Genomic DNA, 20645 nt, shown 5'->3' with positions numbered 1-20645 from the left:
GCAGCCGTTTGCCCGGAGGGGTCTTTTGCTTAAGAAGAACATAGCCATTGCCATTAGCATCGGCGCACTTTCGCTGACCGGATGCGGCCTCGCTCCCTCCGCGGAACAGGCTGCCGGCCAGGCCGGCGCCGCCGTGGGAACGGCTTCCACGGGCCAGGCCTCCGAGTCGGCTTCCGCCAAGACCGTATCGGCCCACGCCGCCAAGGCTGCCGCTGCGAAGACTGCGGCCACTAAGGCAGCAGCGGCGAAGGCCGCAGCGGCGACGGCCGCCGTCGCAAAGGCAGCGGCAGCCAAGACGGCAGCGGCCAAGACGGCAACCGCCGCTGTGCCGGCAGCTGTTGCTGTGCCGGCAGCCGCTACTGCTGCCGTTCCTGCAAAGGCGGCGCCCGCCGTCGTCGCTCCTGCCGCCGCTTCTGCCGCCACAGCCGCTGCGCAGAAGGCGCCGGCGGCTCCCGCCCAGCCTGCTCCGGCCCCTGTCGCTGCGGCAGCCACCACGCCCGCAAGCGGCACTCAGGCCGCCAGCACCCTTGGCTGGGGCTCGGTCGTCGCAGGCGACGAATTCAATTACACGGGCACCCCGGACCGGACCAAGTGGAGCGTATACAACAGCCCCGGACATGCCGGCAAGGGCGTGCGCAGCCCCCAAGCCTGGTCGGTCGCAAGCGGTGTCGCAACGGTCAGCGGCGATTCCGCAGGTACCACCGGCGGCATGTCGGCAAAGTTTGCCAACCAGAAGTACGGCCGCTGGGAAACCCGCATGAAGACCAACCGGCGGGATTCCGAATACCACCCGGTCCTCATTCTCAACCCGGTCATCAAGTCCTCGACCTGCGACGAGGTTGATTACGCCGAGAGCACCGCCGATACAACCCTGGTCAAGTTCTTCCTGCACTATGCATGCAGCGGCACCAAGCAGACCTACGCCAGTAAGGCCGTTGACACCACCCAGTGGCACAACTACGCGGTGGAGTGGACTCCCACGGGCATCACCGGTTACATCGACGGCGTCAAGACCTTCACCGACACCATCCCGGCCCATCAGCCCTCCGGCAGCGTGCACCAGACGCTGCAGCTCGACTGGTTCCCTGACGGTTCCAGCACCACGCCTTCCTGGATGCAGGTCGACTGGGTTCGCGTCTACAAGTAGACAGCCCGCAGTGATCGGTATCGAGCACCGAGGGTTTCCGCGTGAGCGGGCACCCTCGGTGCTCACTTGGCCTTGCTGCCGTTCAGGTTTTGGGGCGCAAGGGACCCGGAACTGTGTTCAGACCGACGCCGGATAGCTGGCGAGGATGTAATCCGCAGCTGCCGGCCCTTTCATGCGGAGGCCGTTGGGTTCGGGGTTAAGGCGCCCTTGCATGCCCTCCCAGAAGGCCTCCTCCGGGTCTGGCACGGTGCCGGTGACATGACACCAACTCGTGTACAAGCCGTACAGGGGGTCCGGCCCGAGGGTGAATCCGGAGCCGTCGTCGGAGGTAGTGGCCTCCATGAGGAACTGGTCAAACTGTTTATCAGCCACAGGTAGGCTCTTTTCGCACGTGTGCATGGCACCGCCGTTCGGCTACAGCGGCTGCATTCCGAGGCCAGCACGGGGCACCGGAACACTTGGTTCAGTCTGTATTCGTTGCCGCCGTCCCGGTGGATGGGTGGAACGTTGCCGGATATTGCCGCCTGCAAGCGCAGCCGTTCCCGGCGACCCGCCTGCTGACCGCCGTGCCTGTGAGACACTCGGTGTCATGCGCGAACTCGTCGTCCTTGGAACCGCATCGCAGGTCCCGACGCGGACGCGCAACCACAACGGATACCTGCTGCGGTGGGACGGGGAGGGCCTCCTCTTCGACCCCGGCGAGGGCACGCAGCGGCAGATGATCCATGCGGGTGTTTCCGCCAACCAGATCACCCGCATCTGCCTGACCCATGTTCACGGTGACCATTGCTACGGACTTCCCGGCGTGCTGTCCCGCATGGCCCTGGACGGTGTAAAGCACCCGGTGCACCTGCACTATCCCGCGTCCGGAGAGGACGTGGTCCGGGCGCTCGTCTCCGTGGCCTCGCCCGGCATCGACCTCCGCCTGCAACCGCACTCGGCTGCCGGCGAAATCGCCGCGGGGCTGGAAGTCCGGCCCTTGCGCCACCGCATTGAAACTTACGGCTACCGGCTGACCGAGCCGGCTGGCCGGACCATGCTGCCGGAACGGCTGGCAGCCGCGGGCATCACGGGCCCGGACGCAGGCCGTCTCCAGCGGGAAGGAGTCCTAAGGGGTGTGCGGCTTGCGGACGTCAGCATTCCACGCGCCGGCCAGGGCTTCGCCTTCATTATGGACACCGCCCCTTGCGAGGGAGCCGAGGGCTTGGCCGACGGCGTCGATCTCCTCGTCACGGAGTCCACGTTCAGCGACGACGACGCCGCGTTGGCGGCACAGTACGCGCACCTCACGGCCGGGCAGGCCGGGGATCTGGCCGCCAACGGCGGCGCCGGAACGCTGGTCCTCACGCACTTTTCCTCCCGGTACGGCGACGTGAACATTCTGGCCGGGCAGGCCCGGGCACGGTCGGGAAGGACCGTCGTCGTACCTGCCAATGATCTGGACCGGATCAGCCTTCCCAAGCGGCTGCGGCCGCCGTCCTGACCCTCGGCCAGAAGTGGCCTGCAGAAAAAGTAGAATTAACCAGACATGCAATGTTCCTACTTCGATGCCGCCCGCTGCCTCTCCTGCACCCACATGGGCCGGCCCTATGACGAGCAGCTGGCCGGCAAGCAGCTCCACTGCCAGACACTTCTCTCCGACCACACGTCCGCAGAGTGGCTGCCCCCTGTCGGGAGCCGTGAGTCCGGGTTCCGCAACAAGGCCAAGATGGTGGTGGGCGGAACGGCCAAAAACCCCACCATCGGGATCCTGGATGCCGAGGGCCGCGGCGTGGACCTGCGCGAGTGCGGCGTCTGCTCGCCCGGCCTTCTCGCCTGCTTCCCTGTCCTGGCGGCGTTCATCAGCCGGGCCCACCTGACGCCCTACGATGTCCCCCGGCGCAGCGGCGAGCTCAAGCACCTGATCATCACCGAGTCCCCTGAGGGCGAGATCATGCTGCGCCTGGTCCTGCGTTCCGAAAAGCTGGTGGCGCGCATCCGGGAGCACCTCCCCACCCTCCTGGCCTCCCTGCCGCAGGTGAAGGTTGTCTCCGTCAACCTGCACCCGGAACACAAGGCAGTCCTGGAAGGCGACCGCGAGATCCTGCTCACCGAGCAGTCCACGCTGCGCATGCGTGTCAATGACCTCGACCTCCACCTCCGGCCGCAGAGCTTCTTCCAGACGAACAGCGACATGGCGGCGGCCCTGTACCGGCAGGGGCGCGACTGGGTCAACGAAGTGGCGCCCGCATCGGTCTGGGACCTGTACTGCGGCGTGGGCGGTTTTGCCCTGCACTGCGCTGGTCCCTCCCGCGAGGTCACCGGGATTGAAACCAGCCGTGAAGCCATTGTGTCAGCCAAGCTCAGCCGCGACGAGGCAGGACTGGAGCGCATGAACTTCCAAGCGGGCGATGCCACGGCCTTTGCCGTCGCCGCGGCCCAGGCGCCCGAACTGGTTATCGTCAATCCGCCACGGCGCGGCATCGGCAAGGAACTGTGCGGCTGGCTGGAATCGTCCTCTGTGAAGCACGTGGTCTACTCCAGCTGCAATGCGCAGTCACTGGCCCGCGACCTGGCGGCACTCCCCTCGTTCACCGCACGACGGGCAAGGGTGCTGGACATGTTCCCGCAAACCAGGCACTACGAAGTGATTGTGCTGCTCGAGCGGGCCTCGCTAGCCGGCCCGCATTCTTGATCCGAACATCGGCAAAAGTTTCTCCTGTCTTGAGGTCCCCGCGGGAAAGTGTCCGGTAAGCCGCGCAGCAAGGTCGCGGCATGAACGGATGGGCTTGACATGCGACGGACAGCAGGCGGTGCGATGTGACCGGCATAGAAGACATCCCCGTCCTGGACGCCGGCCCGCTGCAGGTCCTTGCCGCCGAGGTGGGCCCGGCCTTCGCCGAGGCCTTCATCGATGACTACCTGCAGATGTTGCCGGACCGGGCATCAAAGATCCTCCGCGCCCTGGCCAGCGGCGACGCGCGGATGGCCGCTGACGCCGTCGTCAGCCTCAGGGCGACGTCCGCCATGGCCGGAGCCCTGCGGCTGGAGCGGTGCTGCAAGGAACTGGAATCCCGCGTCCGGCGCGGGCAGCGGCTGGAGCCCGACGCGGTGCGGGCAGTGCTGTACGCAAACATCCGGCTGTTAGTGCGTGAAGCCGGGCGCCAGGGGCATCTCCCCCGGACGTAGAATCGTCGGACAAGATCGCCTGAAGAGCAGCCGAACGGCTGAACCGTTTACAGGAGGATTCACATGAGCCGCACGATCAGCCCAGTCGCCGCCACTGCAGCACAGACCATTTTCCGCGTGGGCCTGGGCAGCGTCCTTGTTGCCCACGGCACCCAGAAGCTATTCGGCTGGTTCGGCGGTGGCGGGATCGAGGGCACCAGCAAGGGCATGCACGCCATGGGGTTCCGGCCGGCGAAGCCAAGCGCGGTCATGGCCGGACTCGGCGAAGCGGGTGCCGGCCTTGCCCTCGCGCTGGGCCTCGGCACTCCGGCTGCCGGGGCGGCTGCTGCCACGACGATGGGCGTTGCGGCCAGCGTGCACGCCCCGAACGGCTTCTTCGCCACGGAAGGCGGCCTGGAATACCCGGCCGTCCTGGGACTTGCGGCGGCATCCTTCACGATTGGCGGGCCGGGCAGCGTCTCCCTCGACTCCGTCACCGGCCACGTCCTGGACCGCCCCTGGATGCGGGCCGTCGCCCTGGCCGTCATTCCGACAGCCATCGCGATCCAGGTGTACCGGCGCCAAAAGACCCTGGCCGGCGACGCCTCCGGCCCGGACGCCGGAAACGCCGCGGGCCAGGACAGCGCGGGCCAGGACGCCGGGGGCCAGGACGTGGGCTAGGCGACCGCTAGACGTACTTCTTGAACCATGCCAGCGTGTCGTTCCAGGCGGCCGTAGCCTGCTGCTCGTTGTAGCGGTCGCCTGTGTCGTTGTGAAAGGCATGGTCGACGCCGGGATAAACCTTGAGCTGGTTGCGCACGCTGGTGGCCGCCAGGGCATCCCGGAGTTGCGGCATGGGTCCGGTGATCCGGTCGTCGAGTTCAGCGTAGACACCGAAGACCGCGGGCTTGAGGGACGGCACCTTATCCAGGTCGGGCGCCGGACCGTAGAAGGCAGACGTCGCCTTGAGTCCCGTAATCTCCACCGCCGACTGCCAGGTGATGCCCCCGCCGAAGCAGTAGCCGGTCATGGCGATCCGGCCCTGTTCCACGAAGGCCTGCTTCTGCAGGTAGTCGAATCCCGCCGAAAAGTCCGCCACGTGCCGCTGCGCGCCGGCCTGCGTCAAGGCTCCCGGAACGGCATCCCGGTCCAGGCTCGGCGTGCCGCCTTCCCTGCTCAGCAGGTCAATCGCCAGGGCCGCATACCCTTCCTTAGCGAAGCGCCGGGCCACGTCCTGGATGTGGGGAGTCAGCCCGCGGTTCTCATGGCAGACCAGGACGGCGGGGCCGGGCTTCCCGGCTTCGGGCCGGGCGAGGTAACCACTGATCTCGGTGCCGCCGGACGGGAACTTCACTGTCGACGTCGTAATTCCGGCTGTCCCCTCGGGAACAGACAGCGGGCTCTTCGCCCCCGGAACGGCGCCTCCGGAGGCAGTGCCTGTCGCGGAGCCGGACGTCGGGTTGGGAGTGGGCATGGGATCGGTGCTGCGCGGAACTTCCTGCGGGGAGCAGCCGACCAGGAGCATCGCGGCGGAGGCGGCAGCCATGCTGCCGGTGATGAACGCCACCCGGCGGGTGAAGGTGTGCTGGCTCATGGCCCCGGCACGGTAGTCGTCGAAAAATTCCTCGATCAGGTACTTCTCAAACTTGCCAAGCTGGGTCATCACGGCCTCCTGGAGTTTTTGCCGCTTATCCTCCTCTGAACCGCACCGCCAAGCAAGGGGACCGCGTGGACCCCGGACTGCTAGGCCCGTCCGCCGTCTTTCAGGCCCCTGGCGTATGCGGCCTGCCCCACGTGCTGAAGGCAGTCGGCAACCGTGCTGACCAGCCGGACGCCGAAAGTGACCGGCGGGTCCCAGCGGGTATCAACGACCCGGTCAAGGTCATCGTCGCCAAGGCTGTTAAGAACCTCCACTGTCTGCCGGTGGACCGCCTCGTAGTAGTCGGCGAGCAGCTCCGCCGGGGCCCGAACGGCGTCGACGTTGTCTGACGAATGGCCGTAGCCGGTGTCATGTTCGGGAAGCGGCAACCCAAAACGGCCGGCAAAGCCCTGCGAGGTCCAGACCTGGGGCAGACCGGCAGCGGACGCAACCTGCGTATCCTCTACCCGGCTGAGGTGCCAGATCAGCCAAGCGATGGAGTTCCCGTTGCCCGCGGACCGGCGGACCAGAGTTCCGTCGTCGAGCCCGTCGAGTGTGACGTCCACGATTTCCCGCACACGGCCAAAGGCGTCCAGCAACAGTTCATTGGATTTCATCGGGTCCCCTTACATCTGGCTGTGGGCGGCTTACATCTGGCTGTGGGCGGCGACGGCAGGATCAGAACCGATGCGGGCACCGGCTTCGAGCCCCGTGATGTCGGCTATCTCTTCAGGCGTCAGTACGACGCCGACGGCGGCCAGGTTGTCCCGCATGCGGCCGCTGTTGGCCGACTTGGGAATGACGATGGTGCCTTGGACGAGGTGCCATGCCAGCACCACCTGGGCAGGGGTGACGCCGTACTTGCCGGCAACGGATGTCACAGCCCCGGCCTCCAGATCAGCGCCCTGGCCCAGCGGGCTGTACGCCTCCACGGCAATGCCCAGGGAACGGCTCTTCGCCGCCAGTTCAGACTGCTGGAACGTCGGGTGCAGCTCAAACTGGTTGACCGCCGGAATGACGTCCGCGCTCTGGAGGAGTGCTTCCAGATGGTCCGCCAGGAAGTTGGACACACCGATCGCGCGGATCTCGCCGCTGGCGTGCAGCTTCTCCATCGCCTTCCATGCGTCGGTAAAAAGGTTTCGGGATGGCACCGGCCAGTGGATCAGGTACAGGTCAATGTAGTCGACGCCCAAGGCCTGGCGGCTGTTCTGGAAGGCTTCCTGGGCCACGCCCTGCTCGCCGTTGCGCAGCTTGGTGGTGAGGAAGATGTCCTCACGCGGAATGCCCGAGGCAGTGATGGCGGCGCCGACGGCGGCCTCGTTCCGGTACGCCGCGGCCGTGTCGATGTGGCGGTAGCCGGCTTCCAGGGCGTCCTCGACAATGCGCTGGGTCTCCTCCGGCGGAACTTGGAAGACGCCGAAGCCGAGCTGCGGGACCTTGACGCCGTTGTTCAGGGTGACATTCGGTATGGCTGGGTGTGTCGTCATCAGAATCTTCCGTTGCTCGGGCAGGCAATCCCAAGTATGCCTCCCACCCGGGCGGCTGAGCACCCCTCAGGGTGAGCGGGCCACCTGGACCATTGGTATGACTTTCTGCAAAGCCATGCGCCCAACACGGCCAGCGCAATAGCCCAGGTTGTTCTCCGCCGTTTCAGGCCCGCTCATTGAGATTTATCCTCACGGTGTTTATCCCAGCACCATTCCACATCACGACGACGGCCAGGCGCCAGAGGCTTTAGGCGCCACTTCAGCTCCGGGGTCGACGGCGCCTTTCGGCCAGAACCGCCCCGGACTACGATTTTGCCTGTTGCACCCGCCAACGCTAACCCGGCACCGGCCCGGCAGCGCCAGAGCACAATCTGCAAGCACCAGAGCACAAGGGAGAAGTTCCGTGAGCAGAGAGACCAGGCAGAGCGGGCCTCACTGGCGGCGGGTCATAGCAGCCCTCGCCAACCGCGACGCGCGTACCGCCTACGCACACATTGTCCTCGGAACCATGCCCGACGACCTTTCTTCCGGGCTGCCCGGCCAACGGCGGGACCGGGCCATCGCCGCCCTGCTCGACGCCGGCCTGGTCGAACGGAGTGCCGGCAATGGGTTGGAGGCGTCCGAGTCCATCTTTCACGACCTCCTCACACAGCAGCCCAAACGCCAACCGAAAACCGGAGTGGCGCGCTTCATGCGCCTCGGCCGGATCGACAGGTATCCGGCCAACCAGACGGAACGGCGGGAGCTTCTGGCCTGGATTGCCGGCGAGACCTTCGAACCGGGCGAGGAACTCTCCGAACGAAAGGTCAATGAACGGCTGCTGAGCTACACCGACGATGTGGTGCTGCTGCGCCGCTACATGATCGACTTCGGCGTGCTGGAGCGCACGCCGTCGGGATCCTCATACTTTCGCCCCAGGGAAGGGTAAGTTCAGTCCCCCCGCGCCTTCCGGGTTGCGGCATCGTTGGCCTTCCGGATCGCCTCGACAAGTTCGTCCTTGCCCATCTTCGAACGTCCTTCGATGTTCAGTTCCTGGGCCCGCTTGTAGAGGTGTCCCTTCGAGGCATTCGCGTCCACGCCGCCTGCGGTGGGTGCAGATGACCCCAGTCCCTCTTCCGCGTGCTGGTCAGAGGGGCCGCGCTTCTCCTTCGGCTCCCAGTGGTCGCCCACCTTCTCATAGCTGTGCTTCAAGGACGCGAAGGCTGTCCGGGCAGCCCGGCCCTCGTCGTCGTCATAGGACTCAAGGGCTGAATCGTAGGTCTTGGCGAAAGTGTCCTGGGCTTTCTGCTCAGAACGCTGCAGGGTCGACGGAAGCTCGTCCTTGCGGGCGTGATCGTTTTTGCCGGTCTTGGGCATGCCACCAACGCTCCTTCATAAACTACCGGTTCATGCGGATGCAACCAGCTTGGCACTGATGCTTAGCTTTTGCATGGGCATGTGGTGAGGAGAGACCTGTTCAAAATTTTCCCGTATGGCCGATAGTGCGCGCGAAGGCCGTTGGATAGGCTGTCGCCTACTGGGTTGGGGGAACATGGGGGCGCGCATGACTGAACAGGAACGTACTTCCCAAATTGGTGTTGCCATCGACGCCCACGTTGCGAGGCTGACGGAGCAGCATGCTCACTTGTCCGCCTCACTCACGGCAATTCAAGCGGCTATCGAGGCCCGCTTACGGGACGACGGCCTCAATTACCACCTCGTCAAAGGTCGTGTCAAGAGTTCTGAATCGGTCAAGGGAAAGCTCAGCAAGATCGGGTCCGAAGGCACCCTGAAATACCCCAACGGGTTGGACGACCTGGATGACATTTTGGCCGTTCGCGTGATCACTTACATTGAGCCCGACGTAGCCAATGTTGTTTCTGCCCTGACTGGCCAGTTCCGGGTCTTGGAGAATACGGACAAGAAGGCACAGCAGGTCAACAAGGGCGTTCTCGGGTACGCGGCCCATCATCTGGTCCTCGAGGTAGACGCGGACAGCACACCCACTGGATGTGCCGGATGTATAGGCCAGCGCTTCGAGGTCCAGGTGAAAACTGTTCTGCAGCACGCTTGGGCAGAATTTGAGCACGATATCCGGTACAAAGCTGTTGGTGCAATACCGCCCGCAATCGACCGCGCGTTTACGCTGGCTTCCGGCCTCCTTGAATTGGCAGACAACGAATTCGTGAAAATCCATCAGGCTGTTGCCCAGGAAGACGTGAGTATTCCTGACGACGCAAGCAGCCGCGCCGAGCCCATAACCCCGGACGCGTTGGCAGAGGTTCTAGTGGCCGAACTCCCGGACCATCCGCGAAGTAAAAAAGAACAATATGACTGGTTGGTAAATTTGCTCAACGCGGTGGACATCACAACGGTGGAGGAAGCCGTGGACCTGATAGGCAGCGCGGACTGGAATTTCGTGCGTGAAAGGATGGACTACAAGTTTCCTGCCGGACACGTGCGGATAGTCGATGACCTTCTCCTCAAGGAATTTGGGCACCAGTACATAGAGGAAACGAAAGCCCTCGGCGATGACCCCGCTCGCGCATCAAAGCTCCGCTTTCGCCTCAAAAAGCTTGGGTCTCCCTAGGCATCCTCGGAATCCAGATCGAGGTCCGGAATGTCCAGCAGACCCAGGTCCTCCAGCACCGTTGCGTCCTCATACGTGCTCGCTATGCACCGGACCAGGGCAGGCGGTACCCGGAAATGCGTGTCGATCGCCAGGATCCCCTGCCCGGCGAGTGCTTCCAGTTGGCTCATGGCCGCGGCCTTCAGCGCCTCGACCGTCGCCCTTTCCTCTGGTGACGCACCGGTCCGCGGGTCCAGCACAGTGTCCCTCCGCGGAGGATCCTCCGAGGCCGCCGCCAGCAGGATCGAGGCCACCGTTGCGGCAACGAGGACTTCCCACGGCTGTTCCGGGTCGTAGCGGAGCACGGAGGCCGAGAGGAACTCTTCGACGAAGAACACCAGCTCCTCCAGCCGGTCCGCGGTGCCGCCGGCCAGGAAGACGGCCGTGGCCGGTGACGGCGCCGCCTTCGTGGAGCCGATCTCGATCAGTTCAGTGCGGGCCAGCGCCTCCCACACCTGCGCCAGCAGCGGCACCTCATACATGCTGCGGACTGTTGGCACGGGCTGCTCCGAACCGCCGTTACCGGCCTGCGGGACCCCAGCCTGTTTGGGGCCGCCCCTGGCTTTCAATCCGACGCACGCAGCCGCCGCTTCGATGTCCTTCGTCCGGAGTGCACCGGTTCCGGTCACTGGCTTCGCATCGCCGATCCACTGAAGCAATGCCGTGGTCCGCTGGATCAGCGGGAGCCCCGAGAAGACCTTCAGGGCGTCGTCGTCGGAAATAACGGGCACGTCGACGAGCTTCCAATCTTCCGTCTCCCCCAGAAGGGCGCTGAGCAGGTCAACGACGTCGGCGAGCTGTTCCGCTGGGCCTGACCACCGGTCAGTTTCCGCGAGAAAGTCGACGAACCCGTGCACGGCGGCGACGACAAACTCACCACGGTCGTCGTCGTCGTCGACTGCCGCTGTGGCGGCGAGATCGGCAGCGAGAGCGTCGGCCAGAATCACAGGATCAAGGCGTGTCAGGTCGGCAGCGGCCACACGGTCCATGTACCGGCCCATGACGCTTTCTATGGCTGCCAGGCAATCGAGGGCGGTGGCAGCAGCACCCGGAGCACCGTCGTCGAACCACCGGACAAACGCCGGTGCGAGCGAGTCCACGGCCCGCCCGGCCCGGAACGAGCTCAGGGAAGCGGGCGAAGAGCCGCGTGCGGCGGGACTTCCGGTGCCAGCGGGACCCTTGCGCTTGTTCCGGTTCCTGCTGCTCTTGCTCATGCTGCCCCTGACTGATTGCGCGTTGGTTCTTACGACGACGGTACTTACCATCTGCGCGCTGTGCCACCCGGCGCGCTGCACTCAGGGGCGTGCTCCTGGCCACTAGGCCTCCCGCGTCAGGCTGCGGTTCCGCCCCTGGTAGAGGCGGCGGTAGCTGGAGGGTGTGGTGTTGAGTTCGCGCATGAAGTGGAGCCGGAAGTTGGCTGCCGTTCCCAGGCCTGTCCTGGCCGCAACCGCCTGCACGGTCAGGTCGGTCGTTTCGAGCAGACGGCAGGCCTCGGCAATGCGCTGGCTGGTCAGCCAGCGCAAAGGCGTTGTCCCCGCGTCTGCCAGGAATTTCCGCGCGAAGCTGCTCGGTGCCCAGCCGGCGTGAGCAGCCATGTCGACGACGGTCAGCGGCTCTGCCAGATGTTGCCTGGCCCAGGCGCAAGTTTCAGCGAAGTGGGTCAGCGGCGCGGCCACCGGGCGCTCGATGAACTGGGCCTGCCCGCCTTCGCGGTGGGGGGCAACAACCATCCGGCGGGCGATGCGGTTCGCTGCCTCGGTGCCATAGTCTCTGCGGACCAGATGCAGGCATAGGTCGATTCCTGCCGCGACACCGGCGCTGGTGCTGACGCGTCCCTCGTCGATGTACAGCACCCCGGCGTCGACGGCGACCGCCGGGTGCAGGGTTTGCAGGCGCTGGGCGTTCCTCCAGTGCGTCGTGGCGCGTTTCCCGTCAAGAAGTCCGGCAGCCGCCAGCGCAAAAGCCCCTGTGCAGACGGACACCACCCGGGCCCCGTTCCCGGCAGCCGCGCGAAGCGCGTCGCATACGCTGGCCGGAGGGTCCGTAAGCGGGCTGAACCCGGGCACAACGACGGTGTCGGCTGACAGCAGGGCTTCGAGCCCCTCCGCGGCGTGAATGGCATACCCGGTGGTGGTCGGGACCAGGCCGGGTTCGGCTGCGCAGACCGCAAACGAGTACAGTTGCCGCTCGTCCTCATGGCCGAAGACCTGCGCTGGAATGGCGAGGTCAAAGGCGACGACGTCCGGCAAGGCGAGCGCTACAACACGATGCATGAGGCCACTGTACCCACGCGACCACCGCCCCGATCGCGGCCTGCAGGATCCTTTTCATAGTGGTGATTTTTACCACTCCCCCGCGCTGCTGACGCTTGGCAGTCTTAGCCCATGACCAATGTTCGCCATTCACAACCGGCTTCTTCCCCGCCCGCCAAGCGGAGGGCCAGTACGGTGGCTCGGCGACTGGTGCGGGCTGTGCTGGCTGCGGCGCTCGCGGCCGCCGTCATTGCCTCAGTCCTGGTTGCCGGGATCGCCGCGGTCGGGCGCGACAACGGTCTGGAAAGCAGGCCCGCCCTTCCCGAGGGGACGGGGCCCGGCGGCTCAGCGGCGGCCGACGGCACAGGAAAGATCCGGGTCGCGTTCGTGCTGGGCAGCAGTGGGACCGAGGCAGCTGACGTGCTGGCACCCTATGAAGTCTTCGCCACGTCCCCGAGGTTCACGGTCACAACCGTCGCCGGCGACCGGTCGCCCGTCCAGCTCGCTGGAGCTCCCGCCCTGGTCCCGGCGGTGACGTTCGGTGACATCGATGCCGGCAGGGCGCCGGCACCGGACCTGTTGGTGGTTCCGGCCGTGGTGGATCCAGGCGGCGACGGCGAAGCGGCAACCCGGTCCTGGATTGCCCGCCAATCGGCGCGCGGCATCCGTATCCTCGGGGTCTGCGCCGGCTCAATGCTGCTCGCCGAGGCCGGCGTCCTCGATGGGCACCGCGCGACGTCCCACTGGTCGCGCATCAGCTCGCTGCGCGAAAACCGGCCCGCCGTACACTGGGTCACCGGCCAGCGGTTCGTGCGGGACGGCCGCATCACGACGACGGCGGGCGTCACCTCCGGGATCCCCGGGGCCCTCCAGCTGGTGCACGATCTCGCCGGTGAATCTGAGGCCGCAAGAGTGGGCGCCGAGATCGGCTATCCCGGCTGGTCAACGGCCAGGGGTACGGCGATCGCCGATCAGACTTTCACCACCGGTGACGCTCCCGTGGTCCTCAACGCCGTCCTGCCCTGGTTCCGGCCGACAGTGGGAATAGGGCTGACGGACGGCATCGGCGAACTCGACGCCGTAGCCGCGTTCGAGGTTTACACCATCTCAGGCGCCGCCCGCACACTTGCCCTCGCCGCAGCCCCAACTGTCCGAACGAAGCACGGGCTCGTGCTGCTCACCACCCCCCTCGCATCACAAGAGCCCCATCTGGACAGGCTGATCCTTCCCGGGAACGCCGCCCACGACTCCGGACTCCTGTCCTGGGCCAGGAGCCGACAGCTTACGTCCACGGCTCTGATCCAATCACCGGAGCGCGCCGCCTTCGACGTGGCTCTCGAAGAGCTGGCCGGACACGCCGGGAACGCAACAGCAATAGCCACTGCGAAGTTCATCGACTACCCCACGGGGCAGCTGCATCTGGACGCCAACGCCACCGACACCCGCTCCATTTGGCTGCTTTTCCTTACAGCTGTCCTGGCTGCCAGCGCCGGTGCCCTGCCCAGCCTTGTTCGCCGTGCCCCGTACTTCAGGGGCCGGAAGACCCGCACACCAGAGCCCGAACACATGGCCCGAAGGGATCCGTCATGACCGCCACTGCATCACGCCGGAACAAGAAACCGCGCCGCCGGCTTCGCACACTGGGCTACACGGCTGCCATCGTGGCTGGCCTCCTTCTCGTCTCCACATTCGCCAACCTCGCCATGAACCAGGCCGAGCGGTCCGCGACCGCTCCGTACGGACAAAGGGTGCAGACAAGCCACGGTGCGCTCAACGTCGTCCGCACACCAGGGAATGGCAGGACAGGACAGTCCATCGTGCTGCTCAGTGGCCTCGGCACACCGGCACCGGCGCTGGACTTTGCTCCGCTCATCCGGGAACTCGGGGACTACGACGTCGTCGTCGTCGAAGGCTTCGGCTACGGGTACAGCGATCAGGCCCCGGTGGAGCGCACTGTCGAGAACATCACCACCGAACTGCATGAGGCCCTGGCAAACGCGGATGTTCCCGGACCCTACGTTCTGGCTGGCCACTCCATCGCCGGTTTCTACACGCTCGCCTATGCCAACCGGTACCGGAACGACGTCTCGGCCGTCATCGGCATAGACCCCACGGTGCCCGCGGCCCGAACGATGCACGCCGACGAGACCAGCGTTCCCGGCGGCGGTATCAACTGGGAAGGCATGATCGCCACCAGCGGCCTGCTCCGCTGGGCCACCATGCTAGCGCCAGGCTTGATAGAACCGGACGGCACAGCTTACACGTCCCGTGAGCGGGACCAGATGCTCAAGATTGCCAATTGGAACTTCGGCAACCCCGCCGTCCTCGACGAGACCAACCGGATCGCCGACAACGCACGCAAAGTGCAAGGAATGCGCTACCCGGACGACGTCCCCGTGCTGACTTTCCTCGCCTCGGCGAAGGAGACCCCTGCGGACCTTGCGCTACACGAAGGCCGGCTGCAAAACGTTCGAAAGCACGAGACAGTGACACTCCCCGCCGGGCACTACCTGCACTGGACCCATGCGCCGGCAATGGCCAGCAAGATCAACGCCTTCCTGACCACCAATACGTCCGGAGCGCCCTGAAGATGCCGCTTCAGTCCTGGCAGCGTCCCGCACGTGCCCTACGACTTGTCACCCCCTGCAGCGGCAGCGTCTTCACGCTCCAGCAGGTAGCGCAGGAACGCAGCCTGGTTGTCGATTTCCCGCTGCTTGCGGGGAGACAGCCAGTCCAGCACCTCTTTGTCGTCAGCCATTGATGTTCACCCCCTTAGGCTCGAATTAATGCTCACTCCGCTGGGGCAAGATCGGCGAAAGTTTCAGGCAAGATAGGCGAAGGTCTTGTCGCGAGGAGGCTTCGGCAGGCCGCACCACCGGAAACCGACGGGTAGCCGGGCCGGGCACCTGCTGGGGGAGTGGCGCCAAGCCCGGCTAACCTGACCCGGACGGACGCCGGCAGACCGTCCGGAGGGCTTCAACACTGTTATCCGCCCGTCTCATAGTTAACACCCCTTGAGAAAATAGAGCAGCAGTGGCCGTTACCTGTTTTTCGGCCCATACGGCTACCCGTCTGCGCAGGAATGCGACGGCGCTCCAACGCAATCTGACCGCTGCCCCGGAGGCCATATGCTGCCGCCCCGTCCCATGGTTAGATAAGCGCATGAGGAAATCTTGCGGGATTTTGGCCATCGCAGTGCTCGCGCTCACGGGTTGCGGATCCGCCTCCAGCACGCAGTCCAGTCCGGAACCGTCGGCGGCAACGACGCCAGCCACGGAACCTAACATCGTGAGCAAGGCCACGGGCGGCGAGTCGATCTGCAAGGACAAGGCGGGCGACTCAGCGTCGAAGGTTGTTGACCTCGCCCAGGCTCGGCTACAGAGCGACGGCACGGAGATGTCTACCACCTTCAACACGGTGGCGAACCTCCCGACCACCGGGACCGTTTTGTATTCCGTGAGGGCGTGGAGCGCGGACGGCAGCAAGGAATACCAGTTGGGAGTGAAGTTTAAAGACGGCAAAGAGATCGCTAACTTCGTGACCGACGTCGGGAGCGGCCAGCAGGAAGACATCACCAACGGAGCTGTGGCCGCAAACAAGCAGGTCAGCGCCCGGTACCCGCTAGCCAAGCTGAAGGGACTCGGGGACAAGTTCGAGTGGTCAGCGAAGGTGACCGTTGACGGTACGGAGGCGGACCGGTGCCCCGGTGGTGACGTCAGGTCACGGTTCCCCGGCGCCTAAGGCCTGCGATAATTCTTGCGGCGTAATCAGAGCTCGGGACCGGTGGAATCCGGCGCAGGTCGGCGGGTTCGGCGCTGGTCGGCTCACACCGCTCCCCCGCGTCCCCAGCGTCATGGACTTTAGCCTAGCCTCAATCTCGGGCGACGTTCGCGCCGGATCTGTCCGCCGCCGGCGGACCCCTTCGTTACGATCCGAACCGGTCACCGCAGCTTGGGAAAACCTCGGAGGCTGCCCCCAGCCCCCTCAAATAGGGGGGTGGAATTGGGCGACGGCTCTCAGGTAGACCACGCATTTCACAATGTGCCGGGTACACACTGGGTCTTGTCACTGAAGCACAGGTAGCCGCGAATCTGGGCTTCAGATCGCCGGGTCCGGAACGCATTCCCCCCTTGCATCCGGACCCGGCGGACTATTTCAGCCCCGCCTGCGGTGCGCATCCGTCTGACCGCCGTACAGCTGATGAATGGCCTGCTTCATGACGGGTGCGATCTCGGACGGGCGGATCGGCTGAGGCGCCAGGGCGTAAACAGATTGGGTGGCGGCGGCCGAAAACTCGTCCCAACTGAGGAACTGTGTGGGGAGCCTGACGAACCAGCGGAAACCCGGAGGGCGCTGCTCCACACCGGCCTCGGCCAGATATGCATTGGCTTCCTCCTCGACGATGCGCCGGTCCTCAGCGGTAAAGGCTTCGACGGACTTCACAACGTTTCCGTCCCTGTCGGTCCTCGTCACGGCCACCGTCCTGGCGCTGTCGTCCTGCCGGGGTCCCCGGCGGAGGTTCTCCGAACCGGCAGCCCAGCCAATCAGGGCGCCCCAGCCGGTCTCATCAAGTTCAGCCCACCCCCTGGCCGGGAGGCCCTCAGGCACCGAGTCCCACATGCTGTTTCCTCCGTAAATTCGAGATACCTGCGCCAGCTGCTCCTACTTGCTGACCGGCTTCGCCAAGGGTGGATGGATATGCCGGTCGGTGGCGGTGAACAGCGCCGCGGGTGCCCCGGTCGAAGCCTTGGATTTCCGGCCCGTGTCTTCGAGCTGGGGCAGCATCTTTCGGGTGAAGTTCCCGGCGGCGAGGGTGGTGTTCCAGACGGCCTCGTACACGGTGCGAAGCTGCGTCATGGTGAACTCTTCGGGCAACATCCGGGCAGCGACGGTCGTGTACTCCATTTTTCCGGCCAGCCGGTCAAGTCCGTTGGTCAGGATCGTGGTGTGGTCGAAGGCCAGGTCAGTGCCGTGGAGAACATCGTGAACAGGATGCCATGCGGCGGCCGCGGCGTCGGTGCCGGCCGAGATATCCGGTAGGGTCTGGCCGTCCGTGGCCAGCAGGGCCAGATGGGCTACAGAGACTACCCTCATCCGCGGATCCCGGTCCGGGTCGCTGTACGTGGCCAGCTGTTCGACGTGAACCGGCAAGCGTCCCAGGTCCAGGCCGGTTTCCTCAGCGAGCTCCCGCTGCGCGGCCTGCTCTGCCGACTCGTCTGGGCCGACGAAGCCGCCGGGCAGGGCTAGCGCATCCTTAAAGGGGTGGCCGCCGCGGCGAACCAGGGCGGCGTGCAGCACTCCCCCGGCCACCGCGAAGACGACCAGGTCCGCGGTCAACGCGATCGAGGGGTAATCCTTGGGTTTATAGGCGTCGAGGAATTCCTTCTCGTCCCTCGGTTCGCGGTTCATGCCTGGGCTCCGTCCAGGACGGTGCGCGTGGCCCAGGGCGGGGAGGTGAAACCGCTCCGCTGGGCCAGGATAAGGTCGATGATCTCGATCGCGGTCTGCATGCGCCTGTCATGGTCGCCGTTGAGCAAGATCCAGGAGTGCCCTTCCTCGGTCAGGGTCTCCTTGAACCATTCCGTCATTTCGGCCCGGCGGTGTTCCCCTTCACGCCAGCCGTCGTCTTCGAAGTCCACACCTTCATGATCGGTGATCAGGTACAGGTCCCGGTGGGGCAGCTGGCCTGCGGCATGGTAGGAGCCGTAGCTGTGTTCGCCGATGTAAAACCTCTCCCAGAGGGTGGTGGCCAGGGAGTCGGTGTCGGCGATGACCAGCGGGCAGAGGTCGGCGGCCGCGTTTTCCATCTCGTTCTGCCGGGCACCGATGCGGCCAAAGTCCTGTTCGGTCCACACCATCTCCTCCAGTACAGCGTCCGGTTTCTCGGCGCGCAGCGCGTCGAACTTTTCGTACGTGTACTCGCGGCCGTACTCGGGCACATCCGCGAGCCGGGGGAACCGGGGCCGGTAGTGCGCGATGAGCGCCTGGGCCAACGTGGTGGTGCCGGTGGATTCAGCGCCGATGACGATGATCCGTGTGGCCAATTCCTGCCGAGCCGGCGCAATGATGTAGGGCCAGGCGGCTCCGAGGTCTTCCCGGCACAGCGTCCCGCTGATGGGGTAGGTGGCTCGGGACAAGTCCACAAGAACATGCTCCGCACCGAAGGCCTCCGCCAGCTGGACTCCGTACTCCTCGGAGCTGAAGACCGCGTCGATGGCTGTGACCCCGTTGGACTTCAGTGCCAGGCGCATCAGTTCGTTCTGCGCCTTCCAGATCTCATCCGAGTGGTAGTCCTCGGGGCAGTCGTTGCGCATTCCGATGACCTGCACTCCTGCAGTGTCCGCGAACTCTCCTGACAGCCACCTGGTCCGTTCGGCTACCGTGACGGATTCGAAGCGGTTGCCCTGGACGAGGACCGAGACGTTCTCGGATTGCGCGGCTGCGGTGGCGATGAGGTGGGCGTGGCCGGCGTGGGGCGGGTAGAACTTGCCGATGACCATGGAGTTCTTGTACATGTCAGGCTCCTGCGGTGACGGTTTCGGGAGTGCTGGCCGGCGTTTGGAAGCCGCGGGTGCGCTTCCAGTCGATGAGGCCGTAGACACACAGGGCGAGGAATCCGACGTAGAGGATGGCAGTGAGTGTCAGTCCGCGACTGAAGTACAGCGGGATGGAAACGAGATCGATGAGGATCCAGACGTGCCAGTGCTGGAAGATCTTCTTGGCCTGCGCATAGGTGGCGACGAGGGAGGCTGTCAAGACGAAGGCGTCGGGCCACGGCACCTGGGAGTCGGTTCCGTGCGTGAGGATCATGGCTACGGCGGCGGTGCCGACGATGGTCGCGCCGAGGCCGAGGAGAATCTCGATGCGGGAGGCGTCACGGATGGGAAGGTCGTTCCTGCCTTCGGTGGCGACGCTGCCGCGGATCCAGTTGTACCAGCCGTAAACAGCAACGGCGGCGAAGATGACCTGCAGCACGGTTTCACCGTAGAGCCCGGCCCCTAGGAACAGGATGGTAAACGCCAGGTTGTTCAGGATCCCGACCGGCCAGTTCCAGAGCTTTTGGCGGGCCACTCCGTAGACACAGACCGCGCCGGTGACGAAGCCGATGATCTCGATCCAGCTCACCGGATTGCCGAGAAGGTTGGGGATGGCTGCGGAGTTCATCCAGTCGAGCAAGGCGTTCATCAGGATTCCATTCGTCATTATCAAGCTGACAATAAGTACAATAGCATCCTTATTATCACCCTGACAACAACGTATGTTCGCCCGCCGAGTTACAACCAGCGAGGGGCTGCGGAAGCGAAAACCAAGTACGGCCCCGCACCCAAATGGTGCGGGGCCGAATGACCTGGTTGGCTAGAAGTCCCAGTCCTCATCCTCGGTATTCACTGCCTTGCCAATGACGTAAGACGAGCCGGAACCCGAGAAGAAGTCATGGTTCTCGTCAGCGTTCGGCGACAGGGCCGAGAGGATGGCCGGGTTCACGTCCGTGACGGAAGCCGGGAACATGGCCTCGTAGCCCAGGTTCATCAGCGCCTTGTTGGCGTTGTAGTGCAGGAACTTCTTGACGTCCTCGGCCAGGCCCACGCCGTCGTAGAGGTCGTGGGTGTACTGGACTTCGTTCTCGTACAGCTCGAAGAGCAGCTCGAAGGTGTAGTCCTTGATTTCCTGCCGGCGTGCCTCGGAGACCTTCTCCAGGCCCTTCTGGAACTTGTAGCCGATGTAGTAGCCGTGGACAGCCTCGTCGCGGATGATCAGGCGGATCAGGTCTGCGGTGTTCGTGAGCTTGGCGCGCGAGGACCAGTACATCGGCAGGTAGAAGCCCGAGTAGAACAGGAAGCTCTCCAGCAGCGTGGAGGCCACCTTGCGCTTCAGGGGATCGTCGCCCTGGTAGTAGTCCATGACGATCTGGGCCTTCTTCTGAAGGTTGACGTTCTCGGTGGACCAGCGGAACGCCTCGTCGATCTCCTTGGTGGAGCACAAGGTGGAGAAGATCGACGAGTAGCTCTTGGCGTGCACGGCCTCCATGAAGGCGATGTTCGTGTAGACAGCCTCTTCGTGCGGGGTCAGCGCGTCAGGAATCAGGGAGACAGCCCCGACGGTGCCCTGAATGGTGTCCAGCAGGGTCAGGCCCGTGAACACGCGCATGGTGAGCTGCTGTTCGGCCGGGGTCAGAGTAGCCCATGACTGGACGTCGTTGGACAGCGGCACCTTCTCCGGCAGCCAGAAGTTGTTGACGAGGCGGTTCCAGACCTCAACGTCCTTGTCGTCCTGGATGCGGTTCCAGTTGATGGCCTCGACGTGGCTCAGCAGCTTGACCTTCTCGGTCATGTCTTCCCCTAAAAAGTTGGGTGGGTTCTTACTT

The 20645-nt window shown here is 65.0% G+C and carries 23 protein-coding genes; 10 read left to right on the top strand and 13 right to left on the bottom strand.

Annotation, left to right across the window (positions count from 1 at the left end):
• Nucleotides 1-25: 25 nt before the first annotated feature.
• Nucleotides 26-1147, top strand: coding sequence for a glycoside hydrolase family 16 protein (locus tag CXZ05_RS09295; protein WP_258006517.1), 1122 nt, complete (start codon nucleotides 26-28; stop codon nucleotides 1145-1147).
• A 117-nt stretch (nucleotides 1148-1264) separates the two neighbouring features.
• Here the strand turns inward: CXZ05_RS09295 and CXZ05_RS09290 are convergent, their stop codons facing one another.
• Nucleotides 1265-1519, bottom strand: coding sequence for a hypothetical protein (locus tag CXZ05_RS09290; RefSeq protein WP_180987337.1), 255 nt, complete (start codon nucleotides 1517-1519; stop codon nucleotides 1265-1267).
• 217 nt (nucleotides 1520-1736) lie between these two features.
• On the opposite strand from CXZ05_RS09290, the gene CXZ05_RS09285 reads away from it, so the two are divergent.
• The 4 genes from CXZ05_RS09285 to CXZ05_RS09270 all read left to right on the top strand — a co-directional run bounded on the left by CXZ05_RS09285 (nucleotide 1737) and on the right by CXZ05_RS09270 (nucleotide 4975).
• On the top strand, nucleotides 1737-2630 hold the full coding sequence (locus tag CXZ05_RS09285) for a ribonuclease Z (RefSeq protein WP_102972316.1): 894 nt from the start codon (nucleotides 1737-1739) through the stop codon (nucleotides 2628-2630).
• Between the two features lie 45 nt (nucleotides 2631-2675).
• Nucleotides 2676-3821: a 23S rRNA (uracil(747)-C(5))-methyltransferase RlmC gene (gene rlmC, locus CXZ05_RS09280; protein ID WP_102972315.1), complete on the top strand. Its 1146-nt coding sequence runs from the start codon at nucleotides 2676-2678 to the stop codon at nucleotides 3819-3821.
• A gap of 125 nt (nucleotides 3822-3946) precedes the next feature.
• Nucleotides 3947-4315: an Hpt domain-containing protein gene (locus tag CXZ05_RS09275; protein WP_102972314.1), complete on the top strand. Its 369-nt coding sequence runs from the start codon at nucleotides 3947-3949 to the stop codon at nucleotides 4313-4315.
• Between the two features lie 63 nt (nucleotides 4316-4378).
• Nucleotides 4379-4975 carry a DoxX family protein gene (locus CXZ05_RS09270; protein ID WP_102972313.1) on the top strand — a complete coding sequence of 199 codons (597 nt, stop codon included), beginning with the start codon at nucleotides 4379-4381 and terminating at the stop codon, nucleotides 4973-4975.
• Between the two features lie 7 nt (nucleotides 4976-4982).
• On the opposite strand, the gene CXZ05_RS09265 is transcribed toward CXZ05_RS09270, so the two are convergent.
• From CXZ05_RS09265 to CXZ05_RS09255, 3 genes are all read right to left on the bottom strand, one after another.
• Nucleotides 4983-5957 (bottom strand): dienelactone hydrolase family protein, encoded by a 975-nt coding sequence (locus CXZ05_RS09265; protein ID WP_102972312.1) that lies wholly within the window; start codon nucleotides 5955-5957, stop codon nucleotides 4983-4985.
• Nucleotides 5958-6037: 80 nt separating this feature from the next.
• Nucleotides 6038-6550, bottom strand: a complete 513-nt coding sequence (locus CXZ05_RS09260; RefSeq protein ID WP_102972311.1) for a DUF664 domain-containing protein — start codon at nucleotides 6548-6550, stop codon at nucleotides 6038-6040.
• 30 nt (nucleotides 6551-6580) lie between these two features.
• A complete protein-coding gene (locus CXZ05_RS09255; RefSeq protein ID WP_180987336.1) occupies nucleotides 6581-7420 on the bottom strand; it encodes an aldo/keto reductase in 840 nt (279 codons plus the stop codon).
• Nucleotides 7421-7823: 403 nt separating this feature from the next.
• Between CXZ05_RS09255 and CXZ05_RS09250 the strand changes: the two genes are divergently transcribed.
• Nucleotides 7824-8348 carry a DUF2087 domain-containing protein gene (locus tag CXZ05_RS09250; RefSeq protein WP_102972310.1) on the top strand — a complete coding sequence of 175 codons (525 nt, stop codon included), beginning with the start codon at nucleotides 7824-7826 and terminating at the stop codon, nucleotides 8346-8348.
• 2 nt (nucleotides 8349-8350) lie between these two features.
• On the opposite strand, the gene CXZ05_RS09245 is transcribed toward CXZ05_RS09250, so the two are convergent.
• The gene (locus CXZ05_RS09245) at nucleotides 8351-8776 is read right to left on the bottom strand and encodes a ChaB family protein (protein WP_102972309.1); all 426 of its coding nucleotides are present in this window, start codon (nucleotides 8774-8776) and stop codon (nucleotides 8351-8353) included.
• A gap of 187 nt (nucleotides 8777-8963) precedes the next feature.
• On the opposite strand from CXZ05_RS09245, the gene CXZ05_RS09240 reads away from it, so the two are divergent.
• A complete protein-coding gene (locus CXZ05_RS09240; protein WP_180987335.1) occupies nucleotides 8964-9989 on the top strand; it encodes a GTP pyrophosphokinase family protein in 1026 nt (341 codons plus the stop codon).
• Here CXZ05_RS09240 and CXZ05_RS09235 read toward each other — a convergent pair.
• Entirely contained in the window at nucleotides 9986-11242 is a 1257-nt protein-coding gene (locus CXZ05_RS09235) for a hypothetical protein (protein WP_102972307.1), read from the bottom strand. The genes CXZ05_RS09240 and CXZ05_RS09235 overlap by 4 nt on opposite strands.
• A gap of 102 nt (nucleotides 11243-11344) precedes the next feature.
• Nucleotides 11345-12301: a helix-turn-helix domain-containing protein gene (locus CXZ05_RS09230; protein ID WP_102972306.1), complete on the bottom strand. Its 957-nt coding sequence runs from the start codon at nucleotides 12299-12301 to the stop codon at nucleotides 11345-11347.
• 174 nt (nucleotides 12302-12475) lie between these two features.
• Here CXZ05_RS09230 and CXZ05_RS09225 point away from each other — a divergent pair, with 174 nt between their 5' ends.
• Together CXZ05_RS09225 and CXZ05_RS09220 are read left to right on the top strand one after the other, a co-directional pair.
• Nucleotides 12476-13870 carry a DJ-1/PfpI family protein gene (locus tag CXZ05_RS09225; protein WP_180987334.1) on the top strand — a complete coding sequence of 465 codons (1395 nt, stop codon included), beginning with the start codon at nucleotides 12476-12478 and terminating at the stop codon, nucleotides 13868-13870.
• On the top strand, nucleotides 13867-14868 hold the full coding sequence (locus CXZ05_RS09220) for an alpha/beta fold hydrolase (protein ID WP_102972304.1): 1002 nt from the start codon (nucleotides 13867-13869) through the stop codon (nucleotides 14866-14868). Before CXZ05_RS09225 ends, CXZ05_RS09220 begins: the two co-directional genes overlap by 4 nt.
• 38 nt (nucleotides 14869-14906) lie before the next feature.
• On the opposite strand, the gene CXZ05_RS23390 is transcribed toward CXZ05_RS09220, so the two are convergent.
• Nucleotides 14907-15038, bottom strand: a complete 132-nt coding sequence (locus tag CXZ05_RS23390) for a hypothetical protein (RefSeq protein WP_258006516.1) — start codon at nucleotides 15036-15038, stop codon at nucleotides 14907-14909.
• Between the two features lie 530 nt (nucleotides 15039-15568).
• On the opposite strand from CXZ05_RS23390, the gene CXZ05_RS09215 reads away from it, so the two are divergent.
• Complete coding sequence (locus CXZ05_RS09215) at nucleotides 15569-16021, top strand: hypothetical protein (RefSeq protein WP_146033078.1); 453 nt, start codon at nucleotides 15569-15571, stop codon at nucleotides 16019-16021.
• Nucleotides 16022-16435: 414 nt separating this feature from the next.
• Here the strand turns inward: CXZ05_RS09215 and CXZ05_RS09210 are convergent, their stop codons facing one another.
• The 5 genes from CXZ05_RS09210 to nrdF all read right to left on the bottom strand — a co-directional run bounded on the left by CXZ05_RS09210 (nucleotide 16436) and on the right by nrdF (nucleotide 20611).
• The gene (locus CXZ05_RS09210) at nucleotides 16436-16900 is read right to left on the bottom strand and encodes a DUF5956 family protein (RefSeq protein WP_102972302.1); all 465 of its coding nucleotides are present in this window, start codon (nucleotides 16898-16900) and stop codon (nucleotides 16436-16438) included.
• Nucleotides 16901-16942: 42 nt separating this feature from the next.
• Nucleotides 16943-17689 (bottom strand): NUDIX domain-containing protein, encoded by a 747-nt coding sequence (locus CXZ05_RS09205; RefSeq protein ID WP_102972301.1) that lies wholly within the window; start codon nucleotides 17687-17689, stop codon nucleotides 16943-16945.
• A complete protein-coding gene (locus tag CXZ05_RS09200; protein WP_102972300.1) occupies nucleotides 17686-18795 on the bottom strand; it encodes an AAA family ATPase in 1110 nt (369 codons plus the stop codon). The genes CXZ05_RS09205 and CXZ05_RS09200 overlap by 4 nt, the downstream gene beginning before the upstream one ends.
• 1 nt (nucleotide 18796) lies before the next feature.
• Nucleotides 18797-19465 (bottom strand): nicotinamide riboside transporter PnuC, encoded by a 669-nt coding sequence (gene pnuC, locus CXZ05_RS09195; protein WP_102972299.1) that lies wholly within the window; start codon nucleotides 19463-19465, stop codon nucleotides 18797-18799.
• A 171-nt stretch (nucleotides 19466-19636) separates the two neighbouring features.
• Nucleotides 19637-20611 carry a class 1b ribonucleoside-diphosphate reductase subunit beta gene (gene nrdF, locus CXZ05_RS09190; RefSeq protein ID WP_102972298.1) on the bottom strand — a complete coding sequence of 325 codons (975 nt, stop codon included), beginning with the start codon at nucleotides 20609-20611 and terminating at the stop codon, nucleotides 19637-19639.
• Nucleotides 20612-20645 lie beyond the last annotated feature (34 nt).

Origin of the sequence: Arthrobacter sp. AFG20 (assembly GCF_002892795.1) — a bacterium.
GTDB lineage: Bacteria > Actinomycetota > Actinomycetes > Actinomycetales > Micrococcaceae > Arthrobacter.
Note: the sequence above shows the minus strand (reverse complement) of the source record. Positions and strands in the feature narration are given on the sequence as shown.

Bases quoted from the DNA above. Each gene is read 5' to 3' on its own strand.
- CXZ05_RS09285 (WP_102972316.1), top strand. From the start codon at position 1,737: ATGCGCGAACTCGTCGTCCTTGGAACCGCATCGCAGGTCCCGACGCGG.
- rlmC (WP_102972315.1), top strand. From the start codon at position 2,676: ATGCAATGTTCCTACTTCGATGCCGCCCGCTGCCTCTCCTGCACCCAC.
- CXZ05_RS09270 (WP_102972313.1), top strand. From the start codon at position 4,379: ATGAGCCGCACGATCAGCCCAGTCGCCGCCACTGCAGCACAGACCATT.
- CXZ05_RS09265 (WP_102972312.1), bottom strand. From the start codon at position 5,957: ATGACCCAGCTTGGCAAGTTTGAGAAGTACCTGATCGAGGAATTTTTC.
- CXZ05_RS09260 (WP_102972311.1), bottom strand. From the start codon at position 6,550: ATGAAATCCAATGAACTGTTGCTGGACGCCTTTGGCCGTGTGCGGGAA.
- CXZ05_RS09255 (WP_180987336.1), bottom strand. From the start codon at position 7,420: ATGACGACACACCCAGCCATACCGAATGTCACCCTGAACAACGGCGTC.
- CXZ05_RS09245 (WP_102972309.1), bottom strand. From the start codon at position 8,776: ATGCCCAAGACCGGCAAAAACGATCACGCCCGCAAGGACGAGCTTCCG.
- CXZ05_RS09240 (WP_180987335.1), top strand. From the start codon at position 8,964: ATGACTGAACAGGAACGTACTTCCCAAATTGGTGTTGCCATCGACGCC.
- CXZ05_RS09235 (WP_102972307.1), bottom strand. From the start codon at position 11,242: ATGAGCAAGAGCAGCAGGAACCGGAACAAGCGCAAGGGTCCCGCTGGC.
- CXZ05_RS09230 (WP_102972306.1), bottom strand. From the start codon at position 12,301: ATGCATCGTGTTGTAGCGCTCGCCTTGCCGGACGTCGTCGCCTTTGAC.
- CXZ05_RS09220 (WP_102972304.1), top strand. From the start codon at position 13,867: ATGACCGCCACTGCATCACGCCGGAACAAGAAACCGCGCCGCCGGCTT.
- CXZ05_RS23390 (WP_258006516.1), bottom strand. From the start codon at position 15,038: ATGGCTGACGACAAAGAGGTGCTGGACTGGCTGTCTCCCCGCAAGCAG.
- CXZ05_RS09210 (WP_102972302.1), bottom strand. From the start codon at position 16,900: ATGTGGGACTCGGTGCCTGAGGGCCTCCCGGCCAGGGGGTGGGCTGAA.
- CXZ05_RS09205 (WP_102972301.1), bottom strand. From the start codon at position 17,689: ATGAACCGCGAACCGAGGGACGAGAAGGAATTCCTCGACGCCTATAAA.
- CXZ05_RS09200 (WP_102972300.1), bottom strand. From the start codon at position 18,795: ATGTACAAGAACTCCATGGTCATCGGCAAGTTCTACCCGCCCCACGCC.
- pnuC (WP_102972299.1), bottom strand. From the start codon at position 19,465: ATGAACGCCTTGCTCGACTGGATGAACTCCGCAGCCATCCCCAACCTT.
- nrdF (WP_102972298.1), bottom strand. From the start codon at position 20,611: ATGACCGAGAAGGTCAAGCTGCTGAGCCACGTCGAGGCCATCAACTGG.